Source organism: Burkholderia sp. BCC1638 (genome assembly GCF_902833195.1).
GTDB lineage: Bacteria > Pseudomonadota > Gammaproteobacteria > Burkholderiales > Burkholderiaceae > Burkholderia > Burkholderia diffusa.
The window spans coordinates 52,371-78,989 of record NZ_CADFEC010000007.1 but is presented as its reverse complement, the minus strand read 5'-3'; the positions used below and the strand labels follow the sequence as shown (position 1 = coordinate 78,989).

The 26,619-nt window shown below is 66.0% G+C and carries 23 protein-coding genes; 3 read left to right on the top strand and 20 right to left on the bottom strand.

The features are described from left to right. Nucleotides 1-157: 157 nt before the first annotated feature. From glmS to HWX22_RS10375, 7 genes are all read right to left on the bottom strand, one after another. Nucleotides 158-1,975: a glutamine--fructose-6-phosphate transaminase (isomerizing) gene (gene glmS / locus HWX22_RS10405; RefSeq protein ID WP_059531768.1), complete on the bottom strand. Its 1,818-nt coding sequence runs from the start codon at nt 1,973-1,975 to the stop codon at nt 158-160. A 47-nt stretch (nt 1,976-2,022) separates the two neighbouring features. After that, nucleotides 2,023-3,111: a hypothetical protein gene (locus tag HWX22_RS10400; protein WP_175906632.1), complete on the bottom strand. Its 1,089-nt coding sequence runs from the start codon at nt 3,109-3,111 to the stop codon at nt 2,023-2,025. A 92-nt stretch (nt 3,112-3,203) separates the two neighbouring features. After that, nucleotides 3,204-5,357, bottom strand: coding sequence for a hypothetical protein (locus HWX22_RS10395; RefSeq protein WP_175906634.1), 2,154 nt, complete (start codon nt 5,355-5,357; stop codon nt 3,204-3,206). 297 nt (nt 5,358-5,654) lie between these two features. After that, the gene (locus HWX22_RS10390) at nt 5,655-6,425 is read right to left on the bottom strand and encodes a hypothetical protein (protein WP_175906636.1); all 771 of its coding nucleotides are present in this window, start codon (nt 6,423-6,425) and stop codon (nt 5,655-5,657) included. Between the two features lie 14 nt (nt 6,426-6,439). Further along, nucleotides 6,440-7,456 carry a YaiO family outer membrane beta-barrel protein gene (locus HWX22_RS10385; RefSeq protein ID WP_175906638.1) on the bottom strand — a complete coding sequence of 339 codons (1,017 nt, stop codon included), beginning with the start codon at nt 7,454-7,456 and terminating at the stop codon, nt 6,440-6,442. Between the two features lie 11 nt (nt 7,457-7,467). Continuing rightward, nucleotides 7,468-8,463, bottom strand: a complete 996-nt coding sequence (locus tag HWX22_RS10380) for a polymer-forming cytoskeletal protein (RefSeq protein ID WP_175906640.1) — start codon at nt 8,461-8,463, stop codon at nt 7,468-7,470. A gap of 3 nt (nt 8,464-8,466) precedes the next feature. Beyond that, nucleotides 8,467-10,002, bottom strand: a complete 1,536-nt coding sequence (locus HWX22_RS10375; protein ID WP_175906642.1) for a glycosyltransferase — start codon at nt 10,000-10,002, stop codon at nt 8,467-8,469. A gap of 1,243 nt (nt 10,003-11,245) precedes the next feature. Between HWX22_RS10375 and wecB the strand changes: the two genes are divergently transcribed. Beyond that, on the top strand, nt 11,246-12,463 hold the full coding sequence (wecB, locus tag HWX22_RS10370) for a UDP-N-acetylglucosamine 2-epimerase (non-hydrolyzing) (protein WP_175915576.1): 1,218 nt from the start codon (nt 11,246-11,248) through the stop codon (nt 12,461-12,463). Between the two features lie 38 nt (nt 12,464-12,501). Here wecB and HWX22_RS10365 read toward each other — a convergent pair whose 3' ends face one another. The 6 genes from HWX22_RS10365 to HWX22_RS10340 all read right to left on the bottom strand — a co-directional run bounded on the left by HWX22_RS10365 (nt 12,502) and on the right by HWX22_RS10340 (nt 19,020). After that, on the bottom strand, nt 12,502-13,275 hold the full coding sequence (locus HWX22_RS10365) for a hypothetical protein (RefSeq protein WP_175915575.1): 774 nt from the start codon (nt 13,273-13,275) through the stop codon (nt 12,502-12,504). Nucleotides 13,276-13,376: 101 nt separating this feature from the next. Further along, the gene (locus HWX22_RS10360; RefSeq protein WP_175906646.1) at nt 13,377-15,239 is read right to left on the bottom strand and encodes a methyl-accepting chemotaxis protein; all 1,863 of its coding nucleotides are present in this window, start codon (nt 15,237-15,239) and stop codon (nt 13,377-13,379) included. A 151-nt stretch (nt 15,240-15,390) separates the two neighbouring features. Next, nucleotides 15,391-16,068 carry an OmpA family protein gene (locus HWX22_RS10355; RefSeq protein WP_175915574.1) on the bottom strand — a complete coding sequence of 226 codons (678 nt, stop codon included), beginning with the start codon at nt 16,066-16,068 and terminating at the stop codon, nt 15,391-15,393. Between the two features lie 18 nt (nt 16,069-16,086). Then, nucleotides 16,087-16,851, bottom strand: a complete 765-nt coding sequence (locus tag HWX22_RS10350; RefSeq protein ID WP_175906648.1) for a flagellar motor protein — start codon at nt 16,849-16,851, stop codon at nt 16,087-16,089. Between the two features lie 23 nt (nt 16,852-16,874). Next, nucleotides 16,875-18,122, bottom strand: a complete 1,248-nt coding sequence (locus HWX22_RS10345) for a cyclic nucleotide-binding domain-containing protein (protein ID WP_059819607.1) — start codon at nt 18,120-18,122, stop codon at nt 16,875-16,877. A 235-nt stretch (nt 18,123-18,357) separates the two neighbouring features. Continuing rightward, nucleotides 18,358-19,020 (bottom strand): glutathione S-transferase family protein, encoded by a 663-nt coding sequence (locus HWX22_RS10340; protein ID WP_175906649.1) that lies wholly within the window; start codon nt 19,018-19,020, stop codon nt 18,358-18,360. Between the two features lie 303 nt (nt 19,021-19,323). On the opposite strand from HWX22_RS10340, the gene phaZ reads away from it, so the two are divergent. Beyond that, the gene (gene phaZ, locus HWX22_RS10335; RefSeq protein ID WP_175906651.1) at nt 19,324-20,682 is read left to right on the top strand and encodes a polyhydroxyalkanoate depolymerase; all 1,359 of its coding nucleotides are present in this window, start codon (nt 19,324-19,326) and stop codon (nt 20,680-20,682) included. Between the two features lie 123 nt (nt 20,683-20,805). Here the strand turns inward: phaZ and HWX22_RS10330 are convergent, their stop codons facing one another. The 7 genes from HWX22_RS10330 to HWX22_RS10300 all read right to left on the bottom strand — a co-directional run bounded on the left by HWX22_RS10330 (nt 20,806) and on the right by HWX22_RS10300 (nt 25,427). After that, the gene (locus HWX22_RS10330; protein ID WP_175906654.1) at nt 20,806-21,273 is read right to left on the bottom strand and encodes a hypothetical protein; all 468 of its coding nucleotides are present in this window, start codon (nt 21,271-21,273) and stop codon (nt 20,806-20,808) included. 68 nt (nt 21,274-21,341) lie between these two features. After that, complete coding sequence (locus tag HWX22_RS10325; RefSeq protein ID WP_167359252.1) at nt 21,342-21,479, bottom strand: HHHH-motif protein; 138 nt, start codon at nt 21,477-21,479, stop codon at nt 21,342-21,344. Nucleotides 21,480-21,772: 293 nt separating this feature from the next. Beyond that, nucleotides 21,773-22,207 carry a cupin domain-containing protein gene (locus HWX22_RS10320; protein ID WP_059531811.1) on the bottom strand — a complete coding sequence of 145 codons (435 nt, stop codon included), beginning with the start codon at nt 22,205-22,207 and terminating at the stop codon, nt 21,773-21,775. Nucleotides 22,208-22,277: 70 nt separating this feature from the next. Then, a complete protein-coding gene (locus HWX22_RS10315; RefSeq protein WP_059511632.1) occupies nt 22,278-23,045 on the bottom strand; it encodes an ATP-binding cassette domain-containing protein in 768 nt (255 codons plus the stop codon). A 33-nt stretch (nt 23,046-23,078) separates the two neighbouring features. After that, complete coding sequence (locus HWX22_RS10310; RefSeq protein ID WP_059466623.1) at nt 23,079-23,792, bottom strand: ABC transporter permease; 714 nt, start codon at nt 23,790-23,792, stop codon at nt 23,079-23,081. After that, on the bottom strand, nt 23,789-24,478 hold the full coding sequence (hisQ, locus tag HWX22_RS10305; RefSeq protein ID WP_059531818.1) for a histidine ABC transporter permease HisQ: 690 nt from the start codon (nt 24,476-24,478) through the stop codon (nt 23,789-23,791). Before hisQ ends, HWX22_RS10310 begins: the two co-directional genes overlap by 4 nt. Nucleotides 24,479-24,653: 175 nt before the next feature. Then, on the bottom strand, nt 24,654-25,427 hold the full coding sequence (locus HWX22_RS10300; RefSeq protein ID WP_175915573.1) for an ABC transporter substrate-binding protein: 774 nt from the start codon (nt 25,425-25,427) through the stop codon (nt 24,654-24,656). 494 nt (nt 25,428-25,921) lie between these two features. On the opposite strand from HWX22_RS10300, the gene hutC reads away from it, so the two are divergent. After that, nucleotides 25,922-26,617, top strand: a complete 696-nt coding sequence (hutC, locus tag HWX22_RS10295; protein ID WP_059466626.1) for a histidine utilization repressor — start codon at nt 25,922-25,924, stop codon at nt 26,615-26,617. The last annotated feature ends 2 nt before the right edge of the window (nt 26,618-26,619 follow it).

Here is a 26,619-nt window from a genome sequence, read left to right as displayed (position 1 = left end):
GAGCTCGAGATCAGTCCTCTCCTCTCCGCGAGCGGCAAGCCGCCGATTCGTTACACGAGGTCGTCTGGATGAGACCGTGGACGGTTACTTCGTCGGCAAAGCGAGCGCCAGCAAGAAAAGGGAGCTAAAAAAGGTTTAGCCCCCTTCGCACCTCCCGTCACTCCACCGTCACCGATTTCGCGAGGTTCCTCGGCTTGTCGATATCCGCGCCGCGCAGGCAAGCCGCGTGATACGCGAGCAGCTGAAGCGGCACGACGTGCAGGATCGGCGACAGCAGTCCGTAGTAATCCGGCATGCGCAGCACCGACACGCCTTCGCCGTTGTCGATCCGCGTATCGGCATCGGCGAATACGTAAAGCTGCCCGCCCCGCGCCCGCACTTCCTGCATGTTCGACTTGAGCTTCTCGAGCAACGCGTCGTTCGGCGCAATCGTCGCGACCGGCATCGCGTGCGTCACGAGCGCGAGCGGCCCGTGTTTCAGTTCACCGGCCGGATACGCTTCCGCGTGGATGTACGAAATCTCCTTCAGCTTCAGCGCCCCTTCGAGCGCGATCGGGTAATGCAGCCCGCGCCCGAGGAACAGCGCGTTCTCGTGCCGCGAGAATTCCGCAGCCCAGCGCTCGATCTGCTGTTCGAGCGCGAGCACGTCCTCGAGCGCGTTCGGCAGCCGTCGCAACTGCGTCGTATAACGCGCGAGCTGCGCATCGTCGACGTAGCCGCGCAGCCGGCCGAGCGTCACCGCGAGTATGAACAGCGCAACGAGCTGCGTCGTGAACGCCTTGGTCGACGCGACGCCGATTTCCGGGCCGGCGCGCGTCAGGAACCGCAAGCCGGTCTGGCGCATCATCGCGCTGGTCGGCACGTTGCAGATCGCCAGCGTATCGATGTGGCCGAGCGCCTGCGCATACTTGAGCGCGGCGAGCGTGTCGGCGGTCTCGCCGGATTGCGACACGCTGACCACCAGCGTGTTCGGCAGCGCGAGCGCGTCGCTGTAACGGTATTCGCTCGCGATCTCGACCTGCGCGGGCAGGCGCGCGATCGTCTCGAGCCAGCGGCGCGCGGTGAGGCCGGAATAGTGACTCGTGCCGCACGCGAGAATCAGCACGTTGTCGATCTGTTCGAACGCGCGTGCGGCATCCGGGCCGAATATCGCCGGATCGAACAGCCCCGCATCGGGAATCGTCGCGGCGACGGCCTGCGGCTGCTCGAAAATTTCCTTCTGCATGAAATGCCGATACGGCCCGAGCTCGACCGCGGCCTGCGCCGACGAGACGGTCTGGATCGGGCGATCGACCGGCGTGCCGCCACGCTCGAGGATTCGCACGCCGCCCGGCGTCAATTCGACGATGTCGCCTTCCTCGAGAAAGATGAAGCGATCGGTGATGCCGGCGAGCGCGAGCGCGTCGGATGCGAGAAAACATTCGTCGTCCTTCAGGCCGACGACGAGCGGCGATCCGACCCGCGCGCCGATCAGCCGCTGCGGCTCATGCTTGCTGAACACCGCGATCGCGTATGCGCCGTGCAGTTGCGACGTCGCATCGCGCACGGCGGCGAGCAGATCGCCGCGATACTTGCTGTGAATCAGATGGGCGACGACCTCGGTGTCGGTCTGGCCATCGAACTGGTAGTGCTCGTCAGACAGTTGCCTGCGCAACGTTTCATGATTCTCGATGATGCCGTTGTGCACGAGCGCGATTTCGTCGCGCGAGAAGATCGGATGCGCATTGCAGGTGGCGGGCGCGCCATGCGTCGCCCATCGCGTATGCGCGATGCCGGTGCTGCCGGACAGCCCGGCGCTGCGCACGTGCGCGTCGAGATCGGCGACCCGCGACACACTGCGCTCTCGTCGCGCCTGGCCGTCGACGACGGTCGCCACGCCGCATGAATCGTAGCCGCGATATTCGAGGCGGCGCAAACCTTCAATCAGAATCGGAACGATGTTCCGTTGCGCGACCGCGCCGACGATGCCACACATGACACGTCTCCTTCCCTGTTTCCGTTCATCGACCGTGCGCCGTCGTGTCAGCGCGATCCGGTCACCGTTATCTCCGCCGTCGTGAACCCGCATTTGGCGGGCGCGAGCGGGTCGGCCATCCGGCTTTCGAATGCCAGATACAGCGCCTCCTCCAGTACGTTCCAGTGCGAGCCATGACGGTACGGGCCCGAGCGCGCATACCAGCAGGCGACGGTGCTCCAGTCGTTCATCTTGAATGCGACCAGCGCGATCAGCCCCCACGGAAAATCGGAGCCGGCCAGTTGCATCCAGGTCTTGCCGTACTTCTGCATCCACTGCGCATAGATCGTCTCGTTCGACTGGTCGGGCACCTGGATGCCGGACAGGATCGGGAAGATCTGCGCGACTTTCGCCGGATAGAAGCTCGTGTCACTGATTTTCTGCGTGCTCGCGCGAAAGCCGGATTGCGTGCCGCGCCAGAACACCTTCACGATCGCCGACGACAGCCGGTCGGCGCGCTGGCTCCACGGCCCTGCGCGCGCGTAGTCGGCGCGGCGCACGTAATACGCGGCGAGCGCCTGGAACGCGCTGTGCACCTCGACGTTATCCATCAGCAGCGCGACATGCAGCGACGACGAGATCTGATAGACGCCGCTCGCCTTGTCGAGCAGCGTGTCCAGGTGCGCGCCCGCGCGGTTCAGGCTGAGTTCCCAGGCAGCCGGCATCCCGTCGGCAGGCGCAAAGCGCGCGAGCAGTTCGATCCAGGTCGCCATCATCGCGTCGTCCGCGTCGGCTTCCGCGCACGGGCCGACCTGTCCGCTCTTCACGCAGAAGCGGTCGAATCCGCCGTCCAGCCGCTGGCGCGGCAACACCCATCCGATCCACGCGAGTGCGGCCTGATGGGCATCCATATGGGTGTCGGCGGCGGCAAGCAGCGCCTTCGCCGCGAAATAAGGATCGATGCCGGCGCCGTTCAGGCGCACGGTGATCGCGCCGTCCGGGCGTTGATACAGCCCGTTCAGCTGAAGTTCGGCGGCGCCCGCGTGCAGCACGGAGCAGCACGCGGCGACGCAACAGGCAACGCGCCATGCATGGCACAGCCTGACAAGGGCCGCCACGCACGCGCGTGCGGCCGGGAAAAGCGCGGGCCGGTTCATGATCGGGGGCTCCTGCGCGGTAGTCCTGCGCAATTCGCGCCGGGCGCGGCGTTGGCCGCGTCGCGCGCCGGCGAGTGTATCGACGTTGCGGCTCAGTGCACCTTGGCGCTGGTGAACTTGAGGCTGGTGCCGCTATTCGCGGTCACGAGCCAGTACGTCGAGTCGGTGATATTCACGCTGCCGCTGCCTTGCGTGATGATCGGCAATGCATACGCGGCCTTCGGCAACAGCCACGTCATGTTCGTCAGGCTGGTCGGGTGGCTGGCGGAGAAAGCCCAGCCGCTACCCGTGTCGGTAGCCGACCACGTGACGTTCAAACGCGCCCGGTCGAAGATCGTTATATCGCTCATCGTGTACCACCGGAACTGACCGAGCAGTTTCAGCGAATTGGCTTGCGTGAAGATCGCGGACAACGTCGACGGGTAGAACGACGCGCCGTACGGGTGCGCATAGATCAGCCGGCTCGTGCGGTTCGCGACGACGAAGTTCATCAGCGCGGCGTACCAGTTGTTCACGTCGGTCGTCGGCACTGCGTACTGCTGGAACTCCTCGAACGTCGCGTATTTGCCGAACGGCATCACCGGGTACGCCCACAGCCCCGGGTTCAGCAACGCGCCGTTGCGATATGCGCGGGTCGGCGCCGAGCCGGTGTGGCCGGTGAAGTAGTACCCGTTGAAGCCATTGCTTTCGAGCCAGTTCACCGACCAGGTCGGCGTGTTGCCTTCCGGCGCCGCGTATTCGACGTCGGGCTGGAGCGTCGCGGCCTGCACGGCCTGGTGGTTCATCACGAGGTACTGCGTGAACGTGCTCGCGTTCGTTTCACTCGCATTCGCACCCCAGTAGTCGTGAATCCAGCCGCCGTGACTGCCGACATGATGGCCCCTGCTGACGAAGTACTTGAGGAGATTCTGCGCCGTCGGGTTGTTGGCGAGATTGATGCCGTCGCCGTCGCCGAAGGTTGCCTCGTCCGGACCGGCCGTCACGACGAGCGAGAACGGTCCGTTGTTCCACACGCCGAGGCTCTTCAGGTAAAGCGCCGGCTGGATCTGGTCGCCCGCGCAGAAGTGCCAGTTGAACACGAGCCCGGCCTGCGCCTTGGGCAGCGGCGACAGCGACGGAAGATTCAGCATCTGCGTGCCGAAATAATGCAGGTAGCCGTGAATCAGCATGCCGTCGGTCTGGCCGTCGAGGTAGGCGAGCGGCAGGTTGACGAACAGCACGCCGCCGTTGCCGTACGGGTTGTAGCCCGACACCAGCCCGAACGTCGGCGAGGTCAGGATCGTCGTGCCGGAATACGTGCCCTGCGTGACGAAGCTCGGATAGGTCAGGAAGCCGTACACGTAGCCCGAAATCCCTTCGAGCGTGTCGGTGGTGGTCGCCAGCGTGGATGCAAGCGTGTTGGCCGTCGTTCCGGTCGCGGTGCTCAGCAGCGAGCCCGCGCTATACGTCGTGGTCTTCTTCAGCTTGCCGGTCACGGTGCCGGTCAGCTTCGGGAGCGTCTGGCTCAGCACGCCGCTGCCGGTGGGCGACGTCGTGTACTGGAACCATGCCTGGTGGTTGTAATTCGCGAGGCCGCCCGGGTTCGACGGGCTGGCCGCCAGGAACAGCGCGCTGCCGGACGTCGATGCCGACGTCTTCGACGAGCCGGAGCTGCTCGTCGACGCGAACGAAGTCGTGGGGCTGGCGGCCGTGGTCGCCGAAGTCGTCGTCGTCCATGCCATCGACTTGCCGGGGGGCACTTGCAGCGTGCGCAGCCAGCTGCTCATGCCGGTCACGTTGCCGAGGCCGATCATGTTGCCGCCGTATTGGTCATACAACACGTAGTCGACGCCGACCATGTTGCTGAAACGAGACTTCGGGCTCACGTAGAAGCCGGCCGAGTTCAGTACGCCGAAATCGTAGACGAGCATCACCTTGCCGCCGTTCAGCGCATAGTTCTGGATTGCCGTCACGAGCGCGTCGGCGGCCGTCGTATGCACCTGGTCCGGCAGGATCAGGCCCGGATACTGCGACAGCGACGAGCCGGCGGCCATGAACTGGCTGTCGGTCATGACGGTGATCTGCAACCCTTCTTCCTGCGCGGTATCGAGCCACGCGGACACGCGAGAATCAGGCAGCGTCAGCGTGTCGGGCACCAACAGGAGAAGCTGGTTGGTGGCCGCCCGAACGCCGCCCGGACTGAATGCGAACGCCAGCGCGAATAGCGCGAACAGTATCCGCAAGAACTTGCCTGACTTTGCCAACATGGTGTGCTCCTCGCTTAAGGAATGGGTGGCGCCACAGCAGCGATGAGCGTGCCGCCAGCTCGGCCCACCTTGCCCGGTAGATGTGTGCGGCTGCCCAGTTCGTCGAGCATCGAACGACGTCGGCCATCGGCGGCCGTGCCGTCGTCTCCGTTGGAAACGAATCGATGCGACGCAGGAAGAGAAGCGAACAACGTGCCATTGGCTCCGAAAGCCCTGTCGTGCTCGCTCGGTGCGTCGCGTGCCATGCGGTGCGGCGAAAAACGCGGCCGAATCGTTTCATCACTGATACGGCGGCGTTTAGCACGAATCGTCGGACGGATTCGTCAGCGAGCCGGGCCAGCTCGCGCAGTAGGTATAGAGCGTGACGAGCAGGCCGATCAGCAGCGGGCCGCCGAGCAGGAAATAGCAGAACGGCAGGAACAGCAGCGAGCCGTGATGGATGACGACCGCGTGCAGCAGCATCACGAACGGCAGCGCGAACACGAAGTAGCCGACCACGAGAAGCGATGCGGCGATCTTCTGAAGCGGCGTGAAATCGAGCGGGTAGTAAAGCGCGGCCATCACCAGCGGAATCAGCGCGATCGCCGCGCCGTGCAGTACGAACATGTCACGCAAATGCAGCATCGGCACGTACGGGAACGCGCCCGGCGCGAGCCAGAAATACGCGCAGATCAGTAGCTGCGTGAAGCTCGCGATACGTAACAGATATGCAACGGGCAACCAGTTCGCACGCCGGAAGAACGACGCGCCGAAGCCGATCGCGCACAGCACCGCAGTCACGGCAAGCTGCGTCCCGCTCGGCATTCGCGCGGCGAGATCGATCGACAGCAGCGGGACGCGCGGCGCATCGGGCGGATAGCCGATCACGATCACGTGCAGCGCCGGATCGATCTCGTGCGCCCCCCACGCCATGACCGCGCGCCAGTAGCGCCACGCGAGCGGCAGGCCAAGCCACAGCAACGCATAGAGCGTCGGGGTCAGCAGCACGATCGATATCAGCCAGCGCTGTGGATGCGGATGGATCCGCAGCGAACGGTCGACGGGAGGACGGACGGGATGCGTCTGCATGGCGCCCGTTCCCGTTACCAGCGATAGAACACGCTCAGCTCGCCGCCGATCCGTGAATAGTAAGGGTTATGGTAGTAGTCGAATTCGACTTGCGTACCCCACTTGCGCGTGAACCAGTAGCGCCATTTCGCGATCACTTCGTGACTGCGGAAATCGGCGATCTGCGAACCGGATCCGGTGACCTGATACGCCTCGCGGCCGAACCCGCCACGCAGCACGATCACGCTTTTCCCGACCTCGCCGTAGGTGACGGCGCCGTAGTATTGCGGCGCCTTCACCGACCCCGGCGAATCGACCGTGTAGTTCGTACCCGCCTCGAAGATCCACTTCGGCAGCGCATACCAGATCACGCCGGCGTGATACAGCTGATCCCGGTGGCCGCTGCGGTTCCATGCATAGCCGGCGCCCAGCGACACGATCAGCGACCGGTTGGACAACAGCTTGCGGTTGATCGAGAGGTCGACGCGCGCGCTCGGCAGGAGCGTCCCGGACGTCGTGCCAGAAAAGCCGATCCCGCCGAACCAGTCCGGTCCCAGGTCCTGCACGTACGTCAGTGCGCCGAGCTGCGTGTTCTCGCCGAAGCGATGCAGTTGCGCCAGCTCGCCGAGTATCGTGCGGCCGCCGTCCTGATAGACGCCGCGCACGTGCACGCCGTACCAGTCGCCATACCCGTGCGTCAGGTGTGCGCTGGACACGCCGAGCGACATCTCGGCATGCGGCTCGCTCGGCGCCTGCACGTGCGCGATCACGGCGTCGGGCAACGGCGGCCGGTTCGTATCGTCAGGCGAGAATTCGGCGAGCGGCGTGCCGTCCGGCAGGCCGTCGGCGGACACGCGCACGAACGTGGGCGCGTCCAGCGTGCGCGGCACGATGACGGGCACGACGGCGTCGGGCGACTGCGCGGGTACCGGCGCGCCGGCATCATCCGGCTGCGCCGCGAGCACCGGGAGCGGGCCGACGGCAACGCCGCACAGCACCGCCAGAGCGGCGACCGGAGCGCGCGAGCCGCGACGGCGGGAACGATCGGACATGGAGGCGCTCCTTAACGGGCTGCGTGGAACCAGCCGCTGCGGCATGCGACGAGGTCGCCGTGCACGCATGCATGGCCGACGACCGAAACGTCGCGCGCACAGGCGCTGACAGGATGACCGGCCACGCCGATGCGCGCGCCGGTCAGGCGCAGCAGGCCGCCGGCCGATACGACGCCGTCGATGCAGCTGCCGCTGGCGAGCAGCACGTCGTCCCGCGCGAACACCGAGCCGTGCAGCAACGCGTGGCGCTCGAGCTCGACGCGATGCGCCTTGACGCCACCGCGCAGCACGCAACCGTCGCCGAGCACCAGCGTGCCGTCCACGACGAGGTTCCCCTGCACGACCGTATGCGCGGGCAGACGCACGTCGCAGGGCAGCAGGTAGCGGCCGTGCACGTAGCGATGCGGCAGCGTCGAGAAGTGGCGGGTCAGCGAGATCGCACGGCGCGGTGCGACGGCCGTATCGTCGGTCGGCACCGTCGGTGCCTTGCCGAACACGATCGGCTCGCCGTACAGGCACGCGAAGCCGCCGGCGCCATGCAGGTATACCGTCCCGCCCACCACGACGCCGCGCAGCACCGCGCTGTCGACATCGATCTGCGGCGCGTGCGCGAGCATGCCGATCGTCGCGCCGGCATGAACGTCGATGCGCTGCTCGGCGAACGCATACGTGGCCCGCGCGCCGCGGTCGAGCGTGATCGCGCGATCCGCGTACAGCACATCCTCGCAATGTTCGTCGTGCACGACGCGGATCTCGTCGTCATGCCGCACCAGGAGCCCGAGCGCGTGCCACGGCGGCATCGCGGACGCATCGGCCGGCCGCGCACCGCCCGCGTGCGCGCGCAGCGCATCGCGCCAGCGCGCGGCGAGCAGCGCCTGGTCGACGAACGGTCCGTCGCCGATCGGCAGTGCCGCCACGTCGCTGCGCCGGATCAGCTCGTGCAGCAACGGCAGGAACGGCAGGCTCAGCACGCCTGCCACCGGCACCATCACATTGAAGGTCGTCATCGTTCACCGCCCCGGTTTCAGTTGCCGGCGAAAACGCTCGGTCTTGTCCCATTTCAGTTCGCGGCGCAACGCGGCGTCGAGCACAAGCCCCCAGAGCGCGGACACCACGGCCGCGATCGTCACGCAAAAGCCGACCACGTTGACCGGCACGAGCCGCAGGCGCGTCGCGCGACCGTCGAGCCGCGCGGCGACGACGATCTCGAAGAACACGCCGAAGTTGCCGAAGGTGCTGAACGCGAACAGCGCGAACAGCGACACGAGCAGGCCGAGCGCCGTCGAGTTGACGCCATTGAGCAGATAAAGCGTGATCGCGGTGCCCCACGCGATCGCGAGCAGCGCGGGCATCAGGAACACGCCGAGCAGCAGCGCGCCGTCCAGCCGGCAGCGCCGCGAGATCAGCGGATTGCGCAACACCGGACCGAGATAGCGCAGCAGCGTCTGGTTGTGCCCCTTCGCCCAGCGCGTCAGTTGCCGCGCGCGCACTGCCCAGCGCTCGGGCACTTCCTCGTAGCATTCGGCGTGATTCAGGTAGACCGTGCGCCAGTCGCTCAGCAGCAGGCGATAGGTCATGTCGGTATCCTCGGCGAGCATGTCGTCGCACCATCCGCCGACCGCATCGAGCGCGCCCTTGCGGATACCGCCGACCGTGCCGCCGTATTGCGGCACCAGGTTCAGGTTGTTGCGCGCCTGCTGGTTGACCTGATAACCGCCCGCGCGCTCGAGATCGAGCAGCCGCGCGAGCAGATTGCTGTCGGCGTTCTGCGGCACGACGCGGCCCATCACCGCGCCGACTTCCGGATCGAAGAACGGCGCGACGAGTTCCTTCAACAGCCCGGGACGCGGCAGATAGTCGGCATCGAACACCACCATGATGTCGCCGCGGATGAAGCGCAGCGCGTCCTTCAGCGCGGCTGCCTTGCCCGGCTTGCCGCTCTCGCGATGAAACGGCTTGATGAGCTCCGGCGCCAGCGCGCGCACCTCGTCGATCAGCGCGCGCGTGTTGTCGGTCGAACGGTCGTTGACCGGAATGATCGTCAGCCGGTCGTGCGGATAGGTCGTCGCGAGCAGCGCCATCAGGCAATCGACGACGACGGCTTCTTCGTTGTGCGCGGCGACGAACACCGTGAGCCGCGGCCATTCGCCGTGGGTCACCGCCCGATAAGGCGCGTGCTGCGGCTTGAACAGACGGTCGAGACTGAACACGTAATGCCGCGCCGCATAGACGCAGGTCAGAAGCGTGAACAGCCACAGGTAGGCGACACAGGGAATCAACAGCACGTCGGGATCGAATGTGGCCTGCGCGGTTCGGGCCGGCGCCGGTTCGAGCCACGAGTCCGCATCGGTCGACGCGCGCACCGCGAGCGGCGCGGCACCGGCATAGGCGGCGCTGCGCTCCGCCGCGCCTGCCGCAGGCATGCCGATGCGCACTGTGTCGGCGAACGGCCGCGATGCGGTGTCATGCACGACCTGGGAGCAGGCCAGCACGATCAACAGCAGGATGCCTTCGACGCAGAGCGACACCGTCCGACGGTTCTTCATGTCCTGCCCCCGTGCCGGCGACGGGCGGCAGCCAGGCGCTTGCGCCCGAGCCGTGAGTCGCGCGGATGACAATGGGAAGCAGCCTTACGTTCGTCGGGCTGGCGCGGGCGTCTTCCGCGCCGGACGAACGTGTCGTGCCGCTTTCCGGATTCGTTGCTTTGGCGTCCCTGTCCGTCTGCTGTCGTTGGAACACGTCGGAACGCGCCTGTCCGTCCAGAACAAGCAAGCGGCGAGCCATCGGCCGCCGCGCCCCGTGCGGCAAGGACCCACGATCAGGCGGCGGGCGCAGCCGGGGCCGCGGCCGAGTGTTTTTGATTCACCGGCGAATCAGCTTTTGGCACGGCATGTGCGGTCGGCATCGCGATCCGTTCGCGTTGCGCGACGAATCGTCTGTTCATCGCACGTATGTCGCCTCGCGCGCTTCGGCTTCGAGACGCGATCCGTCGCGAATCGCCATCGCACGGGCCATGTCCGGAAAACGTCCGCGCCAACGCTGCGGCGCGCGCTGGAAGGCCGTCATGCGTGCATGCCAGCCGCATTCCGGCCGCGCGTTACAGATACGCAACATTTCGCGCCTGTCGGCTCGAGCAGCGCGAGCGATGCGGCACGACGGGCAAATCATTTCTCCGCGACCCGATCCGGACAATCGGCGACATGCCTTTCATTGCCCAGACAAAATTCGCATATCGAAGCGATTCAATGCGCTTCGAACGATGGATGCCGTTCGAGCGGTAGTCGACGCTCGATCCACGCCGCCGTGCTTCGCATGTCGCGACCGCACTGCTCGCGCGAATGGACGCCCGTTTATCTGCATCGCGCCCTTGCGCCGATCCGGCGTCCGTAGCAGTTGTGAAACGTTCCGTAACGAACCGCGCGTGCCGCTCGAATCGGACCCGGACGCAGGGGCCGCTGGTTTGAATATTGCTGTATGGAATGCGGGATCGCCTTTCCGGTGCGCCGGCGTGCAGCGACGCGAATCGTGTGACGGAAGGACGTGGCGATCGACACAATGAGGAACGCTAATGACGTGATTGACGAGATGCAAGGGGACGTCCGTAGTCCGACGAATGCGCGGCGGAGACCGCGCGGACAAGAACGGTGCGCTCGCCCCGCCGCGCCGCTGAATGTCGTGCGGCCGACGCCGGCCGGCGTGGCCGCATGCGGGACGGGACGAGTCGCCTGCAACCAGGCTTGGCGCCAGGTGCCGGGTCTTCCGGCGCGAAGATGCTCAACGAGGATAACGATGAAGAAGATCTTGCTTGTATTCGGGACTCGGCCGGAAGCCATCAAGATGGCGCCGCTCGTTCGCGCGCTGAAGTCGCGCAAGGATGTCGACGCCCGCGTATGCGTGACCGCCCAGCATCGGGAGATGCTGGATCAGGTCCTCACGTTGTTCGACATCAAGCCAGACTACGATCTCAATCTGATGCGCCAGAGCCAGACGCTGACCGACGTGACGACCGGCATTCTTCAGGCGATCGGGATCGTCTTCGACGACTTCCGCCCCGACGTCGTCCTGGTGCACGGCGACACGACGACGACGCTGGCCGTCAGTCTCGCGGCGTTCTACCGCTATCTGCCGGTCGGGCACGTGGAGGCGGGCCTGCGCAGCGGCGATATCTGGTCGCCGTGGCCGGAGGAACTGAATCGCCGCGTGACCGATGCGGTGTCGTCATGGCATTTCGCGCCGACCGGCCAGGCGCGCGACAACCTGTTCAGCGAAGGCGTGCCGGTTGGCGCGGTCGTGATGACGGGCAACACCGTGATCGATGCGCTGCACGACGTCAAACGCATGCTCGACCACGATACCGTGCTCAACGACAAGATCGCCGCGCACTTTCCCTTTCTCGATCCGTCCCGCCGCGTCGTGCTGATCACCGGCCATCGCCGCGAAAGCTTCGGCGAGCCGTTCCGGCATTTCTGCGAGGCGCTCTGCACGCTCGCGAACCGCTATCGCGATGCGCAGTTCGTCTATCCGCTGCACCTGAATCCGAACGTGCGCGAGCCGGCGCGCGCGCTGCTCGGCAGCGTGCCGAACATTTACCTGATCGATCCCCAGGAATATCTTTCATTCGTATTCCTGATGTCGCGCGCGCATTTCATCATCACCGATTCGGGCGGCATTCAGGAGGAAGGGCCCGCGCTCGGCAAGCCGGTGCTCGTCACGCGCGAGACGACCGAGCGGCCCGAGGCGATCCAGGCCGGCACCGCGCGGCTCGTCGGCACGGACCGGGAACGAATCGTCTGGGAGGCGTCGCGGCTGTTCGACAGCGAGAGCGCGTACGAGGAAATGGCGCGCGCGAGCAATCCGTATGGCGACGGCCATGCGAGCGAGCGGATCGTTCACGCGCTGATGCATTCGCCGGGGGCGACCGCGAATGCGACGAGCTTTTCGCTGGGCGCTGCGGAGATGCCGTTCAACGCGCTCACGCTGGGGCTGCAGGCGTTGCGGTCGCCTTGAATCCGGTCGGCGGGCGACAGGCCGACGCCTACCGTCCGCTACCGGACCACGGCATCGGCCATCGATTGCGCCTGCGCGATCAGCCGCGGGTAGATCCGCTGTGACACCACCTGCGTGGCGAAACACGCCTGCCGCGCATCCTCGGGCACGCGCCCCGCGCCGCACGCCAGGATCGGGCGCAGCGTCACGCTCTTCCACTGGATATAAACCCGTTCGCCCTGCCGGACCGACACGGCCAGCGTGTTCGGCCCGTCCGGCACGCCGTCCTGGCTTTCGCCCAGCAGCCACGCCTTCACCACGCCGTCGGCCGGCTGCCGCTTGACGGGCAACTCGGCGAAGCGAAACGCCGCGGCGTCGTCGCCGAATACGTCCGTGTAAAGCGTTTCATTGTCGAGAATCGCGGCCACGTCGTCCGTCGGCTTGATGCCCGCATCCGCCGTGCTCGCCCACGCCTTCAGCAGCGGAACCGTCGTCACGACGAGATTCGTCTTGCCGTCGGCCGACTTGAAGGCCAGCCCGTCCGGCCCCGGCGGCATCCCGTCGACGGGGCCGACGCTCTGCACCGTGCCCGCCGCCTTCGCGGCAAACCCTTTCGCCCGGACCGTGCCGACGAGCCTCGCGAGCCGCGCATTCACGTCGGCCGTGTACTGCTGGTCGACACGCGGTCGATCTTCCGTTCGCGCCGCGGCCTTCTTCCGATACGCAAGATACGAATCTGCCGGCGATGCGATCACCTTCGCCCCAACCGCGCCGAGCACCGCCGCGACCACCACCGCCCCTACCCCGACCTTCAATCTTGAAATGCGCTTCATTTTTATGACGTTGACGAATCCCGCGCCGACAGCAAGAACGTCCGCCGTCATCCCACGGCCGACGTCCCTCAGAAGCGCATCATTCTAACGTCGCGCGCGCTTCATTCATCCACCTTGAATGCCGATACCAGCTGCGTCAGTTCCGCCGCCTGCTGCTTCAGGCTTTCCGCCGCCGCCGCGCTTTCCTCCACCAGCGCCGCATTCTGCTGCGTCATCTGATCGAGCGACTGCACCGCGTCGCCGACCTGGTCGATGCCGGCGCTTTGTTCCAGGCTCGCTTCGGCGATCTCGCTCATCATCGCGCTGACGCCCTGCACCTGCGATACGACGTCGCTCATCACCTTCCCTGCCTCGCTGACGAGCCGCGACCCGGCGTCTACCGTCCCCGCGCTGTGCTCGATCAATGCCTTGATTTCCTTCGCCGCCTGCGCGCTGCGCTGCGCGAGATTGCGCACTTCCGACGCGACGACCGCGAACCCGCGGCCCTGCTCGCCGGCGCGTGCGGCCTCGACCGCCGCGTTCAGCGCGAGGATGTTCGTCTGGAACGAAATGCTGTCAATCATCACGATGATCTCGGAGATGCGCTGCGACGCATCGCTGATCTGCTCCATCGTCGTCACGACTTCGCCTACGACGTGCCCGCCGCGCATCGCCGTATCGGATGCGCCGGTGATCAGCTTCGCGGCCGTCGTCGCGGTTTCGGTGTTGTTGCGCACGACCGCCGTGATTTCCTCCATCGACGAAGCCGTCCGCTCGAGGTTGCTCGACTGCCCTTCGGTCCGTTCGCTGAGGTCTGCATTGCCCGACGCGATCTGCGCGGAGCCGGTTGCGATCGACGCGGACGCCGCGCGAATCCGGTGAACGAGCGTCGACAACGACGACACGAAGCGGTTGAACGCGTCCGACAGCTGGCCGATCTCGTCCTCGCTCTCGACCGTCATCCGGCGCGTCAGGTCGCCCTGGCCGCTCGCGATCTCCGACAGCAGCGTCGCCGCTCGGCGGATCGGCGCGGCGATCGCGCGCCCGACCAGCCAGATCACGACCAGCGCGACGCCGAGGCCCGCGACCGCGGCGACCAGCGCCGCGCTGCGAATCGCACGCGTCACCGGGCCGAGCAGTTCGGCCTGCGGCACTTCGACGACCACGTACGCATTCAGCTCCGGAATGAACGACGTCGCGATGAAGCGCGCACCGCCGTCGCCGTCGTAGCTCAGGTACGCATACGGCTGGCCGGCCAGCAACGTCGACGATGCATCGCCGGGCAGCCCCGGTTCGTCCTTCAGGAAGTGCTTGCCGTCGATCAGCGACGTATCGCGATGCATCATGATCGCGCCGTCGGGCCGCACGAGGTATGCGAACCCGGTATCGCCGATCCGGTACGCGGCGATCCCCTTCGCGAGCGCGTCGACGGACAGGCTCATGCCGGTCGCGCCGACCGGCGTGCCGTCGAGTTCCACGCGGCTGTTGATGAACATCATGTAGCCGCCGGCGGTGACCTCGCGATCCATGTTCACCTCGTAGGTCTTGCCCGATGCGAGGAAGGTCGCGAGCCATCGATCGTTCTCGGTGACCTTCCGCTGCAGGCCGGCCTCGTTGTAGTAGTTGCGGCTCTTCACCGACACCCACTGCACGGACGCCGCCTTCTGCTCGTCCTTCACGTTCCTCGCCAGCTGGATCCAGTTGCGCGTGCCAGCGTCGGGCTCGCCGTCGGCTTCCCATTGCAGCAGGAACGCATCGCGCGCGAGGACGCGCGATGCGGCGATCGGCCCGGCCAACTGCCGCTGCACGTCGGCGCGAATGCCGCTCACGGCCGTCGGCAGCCCTTCGCGGACGACGCGCTCGCGCACGGCATTGCCGATCAGACGGACACTCAACCCGCTCGAGATCGCGACGAACACGAGCAGGCAGCTCGTCATGCTGAGAATCAGCTTGTTCTGAATGGACAGCTTGCGCCAGAAATGCATGGGGAACCCTCGATAACCGCTCGGTCTGAGCCAGCTTGGGTTATCGGCAGGCGTGCGCGGAATCGCATCGCCGGGTTCACATGTTCGTCATGCGAGATCGAATATGTCGTTGACGGGTAACCGTCTCGCGCGCCTGTCGAGGCTCGCACGCTCAATACGCGACGAAGATCGTCACGCGCCGGTTGCGCGCCCGCGCGGCCGCATCGTCGCCCGCGACGAGCGGTTGCGTATCGGCCCGCCCGATCGCGGCGAGCCGGTGCGGGGCGACGCCGCGATCGGCCAGATAGCGCACGACGCTGCCCGCCCGCGCGGACGACAGCTCCCAGTTCGATTCGTATTTCGCATTCGCGATCGGCACGCTGTCGGTGTGCCCTTCGACGAGAATGTCGCCGGTCGCATGTTCGCTCAGCGCCTGCGCGATCTGGCCGAGCACCGGCGTCGCATCGGGCAGCAAGCGTGCATCGCCGACGTTGAACAGAACTTTCGCGTCGATGCCGATCTCGATGCCATGCCGCGCACGCACGAGCGAGATGCGGCCGTTCGACTTCAGCGCGTCGAGCGATGCCAGCCAGGCGGGGGCACGCTCAGGCATCGCTGCGCCGGGCGCGCTGGCGGTCCCGCTGTCGTGCCGTGCAAGCGTCTGGTAGCGCGCATCGAGCGCGTTGTATTTCGCGAGCTGCAGCACGTACAGCGCGAGAAACAGCACCATCAGCGTCGTGATGAGATCCGCGTAGGAAATCAGCCAGCGTCCGGACTGCGTGCCTTCGCCTTCGTCGTCGCGATCGGTGGCGAGCGAGCCCGCCCGCGCGCCGTCAGTTCGAGCGGTCATGTCGAAGCTCCCGGTGCGTCATGCGAGGGACTCCGCCGCGCGGCCGCGCACGTCGCCGGTCAGCCGCGTCTCGATCGTATGCGGCGACTCCTTGCGCGAAATCGCGAGCAGGCCGTCGAGATACAGCTTGCGGAATCGCAACTCGCTGTCGATCTGCGCGCGCAGCTTGCCGTAGAGCGGCAGAAACACGAGGTTCGCGAACGCGAGGCCGTAGAGCGTCGCGATGAACGCGACCGCGATGCCCGGTCCGAGCTGCGCCGGTTCGAGAATATGGCTCGTCACCTGGACCAGCCCGAGCACCGAGCCGAGAATGCCGAACGTCGGCGCATAGCCGCCGGCCTGCTGCCACACGCGCGCGGCCGCGAGCCGGCTGCGCTCGTATGCGTCGAGCTCGCGGTGCAGCGCATCCTCGAGCACGGCGGTCGACACGCCGTTCGCGAGCAGTTCGAGCCCGCGCCGCGCGAACGGATGGATACCGCTCACGTCCATCGATTCGAAGGCGAGCAACCCGTCGAGCTTCGCGCGATCGCCCCACTCCAGCAGGTCGGTCAAGTGCTTGCGGTCGACTTCCTGCGCACGCACGAACGCGAGCCGCAACTGTTTCACCGCATCGAAGAACCGCGCCCACGTGTTCTGGATCATCACCGCGCCGAGCGTACCGCCGAGCACGATCACGAGCGCCTCGAACTGGAACAGCGTCGAAAAATGTCCGCCTTCCAGTGCGAAGCCGAATATGATGGCCGCGCCGCCGAGCAGCACGCCGGCCAGGGTCAACAAATCCATGGGTGTCTCCGTCGGGTTGCGCGTCACGCGTCGGATGAAGCCAGCGGCATGGGTGCCGCACCTGCCGCCGGCGCCTTGGCCGCGCGCACGGCATCGAGCACGCGCCGTTCGATCTCCTCGATCTCGATCGGGTCGAGCTTCAGCTCGCGACGCATCACCCACGACACCTCGTTGCGCCGCGCTTCCGTCATCACGGAGAACAGCTTGTCGGCCACCGCGCGATCGTCGAGGCTCGCGATCAGCTTCGCAAGATCGTACGTATCGAACGCGCTGATCACGTCGAACAGCGTGCGCTGGTCGACCCACACGATATCCTCGAGCGCGCGCACGTCGCCGCCGGCGCGCGGGCTGCGCCGCGAGAAATACGCGACGCCCTTCTGCTCGACGTAACCGAGCACCTTCGACTTGCGGAACGCAAACACCTCGTCGGCGATCTCGCCGTGCGACAGCTTGTTGAGCAGCAGCTTCCGGTCGACGCCGATCAGCGCTTCGAGATCGGCCAGCTCGATCAGTTCCAGCTCGCTGTTGATCGACAGATCGAGATCGTGATCGGCGACCTGCTGCGCGCGATCGACCACGCGCGCGGCATCGAACGTGACGACCTGGCGCGCATCCGATGACGCCGTGTAATCGGCCGCGCCGCCGGCATGGTCCGCCTGCGCGGCTTCGATCGTGACGAGATTGAGCTTCTCCATGCGGCGCAGCATCGCAAGCACGTGCGGGCGCGAATGGCCGGCGATCGCGCGACAGCGGCGAATCACGTCAGCGAGCGGAACCGATGCCTCGCCCGCTTGCGCCTGCATCGGCCGCCGCGACCACGCGTCGTCCGATCCGCGCGTGTCGGCGCCCGCCATCAGCGACAGCACATGCGCATACGACAGCACGCCCGGCATGAAATCCGCGTGCGTATAGGTCGCGAGCTGGTCGTCCTTGCGCTTCACGCGCCGGATCATCGTGCGCACGACATGACGGAGCAGCGCGGACACGTGCTCGATTTCCTCGTCGAGCAGCGTGGCCGGCACGACCGTGAGCTGACAGAACGACAGCGCCTTCGCCGTATGCGCGCGCGGCTCGGAAGCGAGCAACGCGGATTCGCCGAAGAACTCGCCGCGCCCGAGCGTCGCGACGACGACACGCTTGTCTTCGCAGCGCGTCGACAGCTCGACCTTGCCGTCGGCGATCAGAAAGATGACGGGCTCGCCGGCGAAGCCCTCCGAGTAGATGATCTCGCCGGGCGCGGCCGTACGCGTCCAAGATTGCTGACGGTTCAAGTTGGTTCCCCTGCTGCGCTGGTTGTTGCGGACTGCGCGTCGCATGTTGCATGCATGCGATCGACAGTCGTCCCCGTGCCCGTTTAACGTCATCGGCACCAGCATCCTTTAGGGAATTCGTCCTCGTTTCCAGCGAAAATCAACGTAAAACGTTTGCGAGTTGCGCAGTTGCGGCGGCGGTTCGTTTCGATGGACGTGCCGGCGTCCGATTCAACGCACGAAGGTGCGTCGCGCGTCAGAACTCCATGTCCAGTTCGTCGATGTCTTCCTGCTCCGCTTTCGCGGCATCGATCCACTCCGCGACGAACGGATGCGCGAGGACGCGCATGCAGTACTCGGCGATGTCGGGTTCGAGTTTCACGTCGTAGGTCAGGAATCGCGTGACGACCGGCGCGTACATCGCATCGGCGACGCCGATCCGCTCGCCGAACAGCCAGGGGCCGCCGTACGCGCCCAGACAATCGCGCCAGATCGTCACGATGCGCTCGATGTCGTGCTGCGCACGCGACCAGATCCGGAAACCGGGGAAGTGCGCGCGCAGGTTCATCGGCAACGCGGAGCGCAGCGCGCTGAAACCGGAATGCATCTCGCCGCAGATCGACCGGCAATGCGCGCGCGCATGCCGGTCGTCCGGCAACAGCCGCGCCTGCGGCCGGATCTCGTTCAGGTATTCGGCGATCGCGAGCGTGTCCCACACCGTGCTGCCGTCGTGCGTCAGGCACGGCACGAGGATCGACGGCGACAGCAGCAGCAGCTCCGCGCGCGATGCCGCGTCGATCGGCACGCTGACGGTCTCGAACACGAGCCCGCTCAGCCTCGCGAGCAGCCAGCCGCGCATCGACCACGACGAGTAGTTGCGGCTGCTGATGGTCAACGTCGTCCGTCCGGTAGATTCCATGTCGCTCTCCCGCTGATTGCCGTTCGTGCCCCTGCACCGAAAGCGCACGCCGCGCCATGCGAACCGCACCACGCCAGTGCGGCGCGTTCGCCGAAGTGGCGCATCGCCGCCTGGTGCAGAGGCACGGCCGTTACCCCGAACCGCAGCAGCAGCGCGCGGCGTTCGGTCGCCCGGCTGCACGGGGACCGCATGTATCGCCGTGTCCGTCGCCGCATTCGCGAACCGCGTGCAACGCGCGTGCCAGCCGCACGCTGGCACACGGCTTGCCTCGGTCCATGCAACGTGACGCAACGAGCGACGGACATGAACCTGCTTGCCTATCCGTACTACCAATGGTCTGCGGAATGCCTGCGCCCGGCGCGCGCATGGGCGGCAGTCACACGCGCGACGATGTCGCAGTGGCCGGCCGCCACGTCGACGCCGACGGGCCGCATGGTCGACGCGCTGTGCGAACTGCTCGAATGCTGCGCGTTCTCGCACCGGCGCCCGCCGTTCGGCATCGCGTCGGTCGTCGTCGACGGCGAATCGGTGCCGATCGTCGAGGAAGCCACGGCGGCCACGCCGTTCGGCACGCTGCTGCATTTCCGCAAGGCGCGGCCGGTTGCGCGCCAGCCGCGCGTGCTGATCGTTGCGCCGATGTCCGGGCATTTCGCGACGCTGCTGCGTGGTACGGTCGCCACGATGCTGGCCGATCACGACGTGTACATCACCGACTGGCACAACCCGCGCGACATCCCGCTTTCGGCCGGGCGATTCGGCTTCGACGAATACGTCTGGCACGTGATCGATTTCATTCACCAGATCGGCCCGGACGCGCACGTGCTCGCGATCTGCCAGCCGACCGTCGCCGCATTGTCGGCCGTCGCGCTGATGGCCGCCGCCGGCGATCCGACCCAACCCGCGAGCCTGACGCTGATGGCGGGGCCGATCGACTGCCGCGTGAATCCGACGAAAGTCAACGCGCTCGCCACGAGCCGGCCGATCGAATGGTTCGCGCGCAACCTGATCAGTGTCGTGCCGACCGGCTTCGTCGGCGCGCAGCGTTGCGTGTATCCGGGCTTCGTGCAGGTCGGCGCGTTCATTTCGATGAATCCCGACCGCCATGCCGCTTCGTTCGCCGACCTGTACTACGAGCGTGCGAAAGGCGACCCCGCGAAAGCGGACACGCTGCGCCACTTCTACGACGAATACTTCGCGACGGCCGATCTCACCGCGGAGTTCTATCTGGAAACGGTCGAGAAAGTATTCCAGCAATACGCGCTCGCGCGCGGCGAGCTGCTGGTCGGCGACCGGTTGGTGGAACCGGCCGCGATCCACCGCACCGCGCTGCTGACGATCGAGGGCGAGAAGGACGACATCTGCGCCGTGGGCCAGACGATGGCCGCGCAGGAGCTGTGTTCGGGATTGCCGCCGTACCTGAAAACGCACCACGTGCAGACGGGCGTGGGCCACTATGGCGTGTTCAACGGCAGTCGTTGGGAAACGCAAATCTATCCGATCGTGCGTGCGACGATCCATGACAACGAGCCGTACGATCGCACCGCCGATACGGACGGCGGCGCGAGCGGCGCGCACTACGTGACGCTGCGGTCATTGCTCGATGCCCGCGCGGCCGATCACGATGCGGCGGCGACCGCGCCGCAATCCGATCGCGTGCACTGAACCCGCGCGGTACGGCAGCAATCGACGCGGCACATCGGAGTTGAAAACGAAGCGCCCCGCACGGATGGCGGGGCGCGATGCCGGTCAGTGCGCGAGCGGCAACGCTCGCGCATGCCGTCGATATTACGAACAGGCCTTGCCGTGCGATGCGTGGTAGCCCTTCGCCTTCGCATCGGCTTCCGACATGTAGCTGCCGTGCTTCGTCTTGCCGTAGTACTTGTCGGTCGAGCAGTGGTAGACCTTCGTGCTGTCGTTGGCCCAGACCTTGCCCGCGCCGCCGCCGGGCGCCGCTGCCGCGGTCGTCGCGGGCGCGCTCTTCGCCGGTGCCGCGGCCGATGCGGCGGAAGCGGAAGCCGCGGTCGCGGGGGCTGCGGCCGGTGCGCTGGCCGCAGCTGCCGACGATGCGCCGTACCACGTCTTCACGCCCTTGTGACCGGCGCATGCGCCCTTCTTCGACGCGCCCGAGTAGAACGAGCCATCCTTGCACAGCCCGGTCGTGCCGGCCGGCGCGCTGGCCGGAACCTGTGCGAACGCACCGATCGACATGCCCATGCCCGCGACGAGCGCGGCGATCAACATCGTCTTTTTCATAGTCCTCTCCTGATTTGCCTGAATGGGAAAAACGTCCCGACGCGATGCCGGGAATACCGCGCCACGGGTCAACGAACCCAGCGGCACACGCGGTGATGGTGGTGATCGAAATGGCACACGCGGTGCGAATGGGCTTCGGCCAGCGCCGGGACGAGAGCGGCGCAAGCGACTGCCGTCACGGTCAGGATCTTCGCGATGCGGGTCATGACATTCTCCTGGGTAAGCCAGCCGGTGATCCGGCTGTTATCCCCTTAACGCCGGCCACCGATATGCCGTGCACCGCACCCGCTTCGAATTGACGATCTTTGACAGCGTGTAACGAAACGTCACGCGAGGCTGACAAACAACCGTCCGTTATTTCGATTTCCTTACATGGAGAACGCTTCGGATGTCGAATGACCGAAGGAGGGCAACGCGACTAAAGAAGGCCAATAAAAAAAACCGCCCGAAGGCGGTCTTTCCCAGGCACGTGGATGCCTCGCATGCGAAACGACGGCGGCTACGCGCCTGCGTCGCCCCACGGCGTCGGCGCAGGCACTTCGCACGGCCCTTCGACGTCGATCGACTTGAAATCGGCCGGCCCGACGATCTCCAGATACTCCATGTCGGGCGAGTAGTCGAACAGGTAATGCACGATTCCCGGTGCCTGGTGCACGCAGTCGCCGGCGTTCACCAGCGTCTCGCGCTCGCCATACATGAAGCGCGCCCAGCCCTTCAGCATGATCACGATGTGGAACTCGGCCTCGTGACGGTGCCAGCCGGTGCCCGCCGTCGGTGCATGATTCGCCCTGACGAGTTGCGCGACGACCTTGCCGTTCGTCGCGGCCGCAATGCCGAGATCGCGATACAGGAAGAAGTCGCGCAGGCCTTCGCCTTGATACGCGGTGTCCTGCGGCCTCACATGGGAAAACGCGGTAGGGGTCGGCGTGCTCATCGCGGCGCTCCTCGATCGAAAGAGTCATCCGGGACAAGCATTTAGCGTTCCAGGCCGCGGCAGCGTCCGCTTACTTGAGCCGCCCCGACAGGAACTGCCCGAGCCGCTCGCTTTTCGGATTGACGAGAATCTCCCGCGGATCGCCCTCTTCCTCGATCTTCCCCTGGTGCAGGAAGATCACGTGGTTCGACACGTTGCGCGCGAAGCCCATCTCGTGCGTGACGACGACCATCGTGCGGCCTTCCTCGGCGAGCTTCTGCATCACCTTCAGCACTTCGCCGACGAGTTCCGGGTCGAGCGCCGACGTCGGTTCGTCGAACAGCATCACTTCCGGCTCCATCGCGAGCGCACGCGCGATCGCGACGCGCTGCTGCTGGCCGCCCGACAGGTGCGACGGATACATGCCTTCGACGCGCGGCGCGAGGCCGACCTTCTCCAGATACTTGCGCGCCCGCGCGACGGCCTCTTCCTTGCCGATCCCGAGCACGGCCATCGGCGCCTCGATCACGTTCTCGAGCACCGTCATGTGCGCCCACAGGTTGAAGTGCTGGAACACCATCGACAGCTTCGTGCGCATGCGCTGCAGCTGCTTCTGGTCGGCCACGCGCAGCGAGCCGTTGCGGTCGCGCGTGGTCTCGATCGGCTCGCTGCCGATCGTGATCTGCCCCGAGCACGGCTGCTCGAGGAAGTTGATGCAGCGCAGGAACGTGCTCTTGCCGGAGCCGCTCGAGCCGATGATGCTGATCACGTCGCCGGCCTTCGCCTTCATCGACACGCCCTTCAACACCTCGTTGTCGCCGAATTTCTTGTGCAGGTTGTCAACGGTGAGCTTGTACATGCTTGGTCCTTCCTTGCGAATCTTGCGAATGCGTTAATGGCCGCGCGGCGACAGGTACGCGAGCCAGCGCGTCTCGAGCTTGCGGAACGCCCAGATGAGCGCGAACACGACGATGGCATACAGCACGGCCGCGATGCCGTAGGCCTGGAACGACATGTACGTGGCGGAGTTGACGTCGCGCGTGACCTTCAGGATGTCGGGCACGGTCGCGGTGAACGCGAGCGTCGTCGCGTGCAGCATCAGGATCACCTCGTTGCTGTAGCTCGGCAGCGAGCGGCGCAGCGCGGACGGCAGGATGATGCGCGTATAGAGCTTGAAGCGCGACATCCCGTAGGCCATCCCGGCCTCGATCTCGCCGGCCGACGTCGCCTTGATCGCGCCCGCGAAGATCTCGGTCGCATACGCGCATTCGTTCAGCACGAACGCGAGCAGCGTGCAGTTCATCGCGTTGCGGAAGAACGTGTCGAGCAGCACGTGGTTGTGCACGACCTGCAGGCTGTAGATGCCGGTGTAGCACATCAGCAGCTGCACGTAGAGCGGCGTGCCGCGGAACACGTACGTGTAGAGCCACACGGGGCCGGAGATCCAGCGGTTCGACGACGCGCGCGCGATCGCGAGCGGCACGGCCAGCGCGAAGCCGAGCGCGATCGACACGACCAGCAGCCACAGCGTGATCGCGAGGCCGCTGAAGCGGTAGCCGTCGGTGTAGAGATAGCTTTGCCAGTACTGGCTGACGAGTTCGATCACAGTGCAAGCCTCCGGACGCCCGCGGAATAACGCTTCTCGAGGTGGTGCAGCACGACGTTCGACACCGTCGTGATCGCGAGGTAGATCGCGCCCGCCGCGAGCGTGAAGAAGAAGAAATCGAGCGTGCTCTTGCCGGCGTCCTGCGACGCCTTCACGACATCGGCGAGGCCGATGATCGATACCAGCGCCGTGGCCTTCACGAGCACCTGCCAGTTGTTGCCGATGCCCGGCAGCGCGAAGCGCATCATTTGCGGGAACAGGATCCGGTGGAACACGCGCCAGCCGCTCATCCCGTATGCGAAGCCCGCTTCGAGCTGGCCGCGCGGCACCGCGAGGAACGCGCCGCGAAACGTCTCGGTGAAGTACGCGCCGTAGATGAAGCCGAGCGTCACGACGCCGGCCACGAACGGGTCGATGTCGATCTGATCCCAACCGAGCAGGTCGGTCGCGTCGTTCAGCAGGATCTGGATCCCATAGAACAGCAGCAGCATCAGCACGAGATCGGGCACCGCGCGGATCAGCGTCGTGTAGAACGTGCCGACCGACTTGAGCGCGCGGTTGGTCGACAGTTTCGCGCCCGCGCCCGCGAGGCCCAGTATGAGCGACGCGGCGAGCGACAGCACCGCGAGCTTCACGGTCTCGACCGTGCCGGCCCACAACAGCGGGCCAAATCCTTGGAAGATCATATAAGGGATCCAGAACGAAGTGGCTGGATTGTCAATAGCCATTAACCGCGCATCAAACGATATCTGCGCACTACCTGATGCGACTTGCTCATCAAGCCGGACGCATCATGCGAAGCGGGTTGCACGCGGCAACCGACGCGGCGCGCGCCACAGCCGACGCGCGCCGCATGGACGATCAGCCGCCGTAGACGTCGAATGCGAAGTACTTCTTCTCGAGCTTCTTGTACGTGCCGTCCTTGATCATGTCGGCGATCGCGTGGTCGATTTTCGCCTTCAGGTCGGCGTCGTCCTTGCGCATCCCGATGCCCGCGCCGTTGCCGAGCGTCTTCGGATCGTCGATGTCCTTGCCGGCAAATTCGAAGTTCGCGCCGCGCGGCGTCTTCAGGAAGCCGAGGTCGGCCTGCACCGCGTCCTGCAGCGCGGCGTCGAGGCGGCCGGACATCAGGTCCTGGTACACGCCGTCCTGGTTCTGGTAAGGCACGACCTGCACGCCCTTCGGCGCCCAGTAGGCCTTCGCGTAGGTCTCCTGAATCGTGCCCTGCTCGACGCCGACCGACTTGCCCTTCAGCGATTCGGCCGTCGGCTGCAGGTTCGCGCCTTTCTTCGCGACCAGGCGCGTCGGCGTGTTGAACAACTTGTCGGAGAATGCGATCTGCTCGGCGCGCGCCGGCGTCATCGACATCGACGACAGCACGCCGTCGAACTTCTTCGCCTTCAGCGCCGGGATCATCCCGTCGAAGTCGTTCTCGAGCCACACGCATTTCGCCTTCAGCCGTGCGCAGATCTCGTTGCCGAGATCGACGTCGAAGCCGACGACCTTGCCGCTTGCGTCCTTCGATTCGAACGGCGGATAGCTGGCGTCGACGCCGAACCGGATCGTCGACCAATCCTTGGCGTGGGCACCGACCGCGAGGCAGGCAAGGGCAATACTGAGCGCGAGTTTCTTCATGGCGTTCCTGTCTTAGGCGAACTGGGCACGGATCCCGTCGGCGTCGCCGCCGCGAACCCTTCCAACCCGGGAGCCGCCTGTCCGGTGACTCTCGAAGTTGTACATACAACTTTGCCTTTTTCAGGTCACTGCCAGCAATCCGTGTTTATCTCTAATTGTCGGTTGATTGTTTCCATGAGCGAATTTCCCTTATATTTCAATTCGCTACATATTACATGCGGATGAAATCCAGCTTTCTGTGTGGATTCCGTGCGTCGTCGGCGCGCCCGCATTTGTCTATACTTTTCCGTCTATCGAGCTCGCCGACGCGGCGGCCGCGGTCCGTACGGCCACTGCGGGCCTCCGACCGGCGCGCCGGATGCAGGCCGGAATTACCCGAATCCCGGGCCCACAGTCGGGCCCGCGCCGCGTCGAACCCGGTACACTCCGCCCGGACACCGCACGAAGGCCGGCCTGCGACGGCACGCGGCCGCCGTCTCTTGAACAGCAATGCAATGACCACACCGATCTATCAGGAAATCAAGGACTTCATCCTCGCGCGCATTCATGCGGGCGAGTGGGCGGAAGGCGACCAGGTGCCATCGGAGAACGAGCTCGCGCGCGAATTCAACGTCGCGCGGATGACGGTCAACCGCGCGCTGCGCGAGCTGACGGCCGAACAGGTGCTCACGCGCACGCGCGGCTCGGGCACGTACGTCGCGTCGCCGAAATACGAATCGACGCTGGTCGCGATCCGCAGCATCTCGGATGAAGTCGCCGCGCGCGGCCATGCGTATCGTGCGCAGGTGCTGGAGGTCGGCGCGGCCGTCGCCGACGCGAAACTCGCCGACGAGCTGCAGCTCGATACCGGCAGCCCGATCTTCCATTCGCGCGTGCTGCACTTCGAGAACGACACGCCCGTGCAGCTCGAGGAGCGCTGGGTCAACCCGGCCTGCGCGCCCGAATATGCGTTGCAGGACTTCACGACGACGACGCCGAACCAGTACCTGACGCGCGTCGCGCCGCTGCAGCGGGTCGAATACCGCATCGAGGCCGCGATGCCCGATGCGGCAACGCGCCGCCACCTCACGACGGACGAACGCGAGCCGTGCCTGCTGCTGCATCGGCGCACGTGGTCGCAAGGGATGGTCGCGTCGGTGGCCAATCTGTGGCATCCGGGCAGCCGCTACCGGTTCACCGGGCATTTCTGACG

What these genes read in the sequence shown, in the direction of transcription:
- HWX22_RS10395 (WP_175906634.1), bottom strand. Translation starts at nt 5,357, where the DNA reads ATGTTGGCAAAGTCAGGCAAGTTCTTGCGGATACTGTTCGCGCTATTC.
- hutC (WP_059466626.1), top strand. Translation starts at nt 25,922, where the DNA reads ATGACCACACCGATCTATCAGGAAATCAAGGACTTCATCCTCGCGCGC.
- HWX22_RS10340 (WP_175906649.1), bottom strand. Translation starts at nt 19,020, where the DNA reads ATGGAATCTACCGGACGGACGACGTTGACCATCAGCAGCCGCAACTAC.
- HWX22_RS10300 (WP_175915573.1), bottom strand. Translation starts at nt 25,427, where the DNA reads ATGAAGAAACTCGCGCTCAGTATTGCCCTTGCCTGCCTCGCGGTCGGT.
- HWX22_RS10320 (WP_059531811.1), bottom strand. Translation starts at nt 22,207, where the DNA reads ATGAGCACGCCGACCCCTACCGCGTTTTCCCATGTGAGGCCGCAGGAC.
- HWX22_RS10355 (WP_175915574.1), bottom strand. Translation starts at nt 16,068, where the DNA reads ATGACCGCTCGAACTGACGGCGCGCGGGCGGGCTCGCTCGCCACCGAT.
- phaZ (WP_175906651.1), top strand. Translation starts at nt 19,324, where the DNA reads ATGAACCTGCTTGCCTATCCGTACTACCAATGGTCTGCGGAATGCCTG.
- wecB (WP_175915576.1), top strand. Translation starts at nt 11,246, where the DNA reads ATGAAGAAGATCTTGCTTGTATTCGGGACTCGGCCGGAAGCCATCAAG.
- HWX22_RS10365 (WP_175915575.1), bottom strand. Translation starts at nt 13,275, where the DNA reads ATGAAGCGCATTTCAAGATTGAAGGTCGGGGTAGGGGCGGTGGTGGTC.
- HWX22_RS10325 (WP_167359252.1), bottom strand. Translation starts at nt 21,479, where the DNA reads ATGACCCGCATCGCGAAGATCCTGACCGTGACGGCAGTCGCTTGCGCC.
- HWX22_RS10350 (WP_175906648.1), bottom strand. Translation starts at nt 16,851, where the DNA reads ATGGATTTGTTGACCCTGGCCGGCGTGCTGCTCGGCGGCGCGGCCATC.
- HWX22_RS10375 (WP_175906642.1), bottom strand. Translation starts at nt 10,002, where the DNA reads ATGAAGAACCGTCGGACGGTGTCGCTCTGCGTCGAAGGCATCCTGCTG.
- HWX22_RS10360 (WP_175906646.1), bottom strand. Translation starts at nt 15,239, where the DNA reads ATGCATTTCTGGCGCAAGCTGTCCATTCAGAACAAGCTGATTCTCAGC.
- HWX22_RS10400 (WP_175906632.1), bottom strand. Translation starts at nt 3,111, where the DNA reads ATGAACCGGCCCGCGCTTTTCCCGGCCGCACGCGCGTGCGTGGCGGCC.
- HWX22_RS10315 (WP_059511632.1), bottom strand. Translation starts at nt 23,045, where the DNA reads ATGTACAAGCTCACCGTTGACAACCTGCACAAGAAATTCGGCGACAAC.
- HWX22_RS10380 (WP_175906640.1), bottom strand. Translation starts at nt 8,463, where the DNA reads ATGACGACCTTCAATGTGATGGTGCCGGTGGCAGGCGTGCTGAGCCTG.
- HWX22_RS10330 (WP_175906654.1), bottom strand. Translation starts at nt 21,273, where the DNA reads ATGAAAAAGACGATGTTGATCGCCGCGCTCGTCGCGGGCATGGGCATG.
- glmS (WP_059531768.1), bottom strand. Translation starts at nt 1,975, where the DNA reads ATGTGTGGCATCGTCGGCGCGGTCGCGCAACGGAACATCGTTCCGATT.
- HWX22_RS10385 (WP_175906638.1), bottom strand. Translation starts at nt 7,456, where the DNA reads ATGTCCGATCGTTCCCGCCGTCGCGGCTCGCGCGCTCCGGTCGCCGCT.
- HWX22_RS10390 (WP_175906636.1), bottom strand. Translation starts at nt 6,425, where the DNA reads ATGCAGACGCATCCCGTCCGTCCTCCCGTCGACCGTTCGCTGCGGATC.
- hisQ (WP_059531818.1), bottom strand. Translation starts at nt 24,478, where the DNA reads ATGATCTTCCAAGGATTTGGCCCGCTGTTGTGGGCCGGCACGGTCGAG.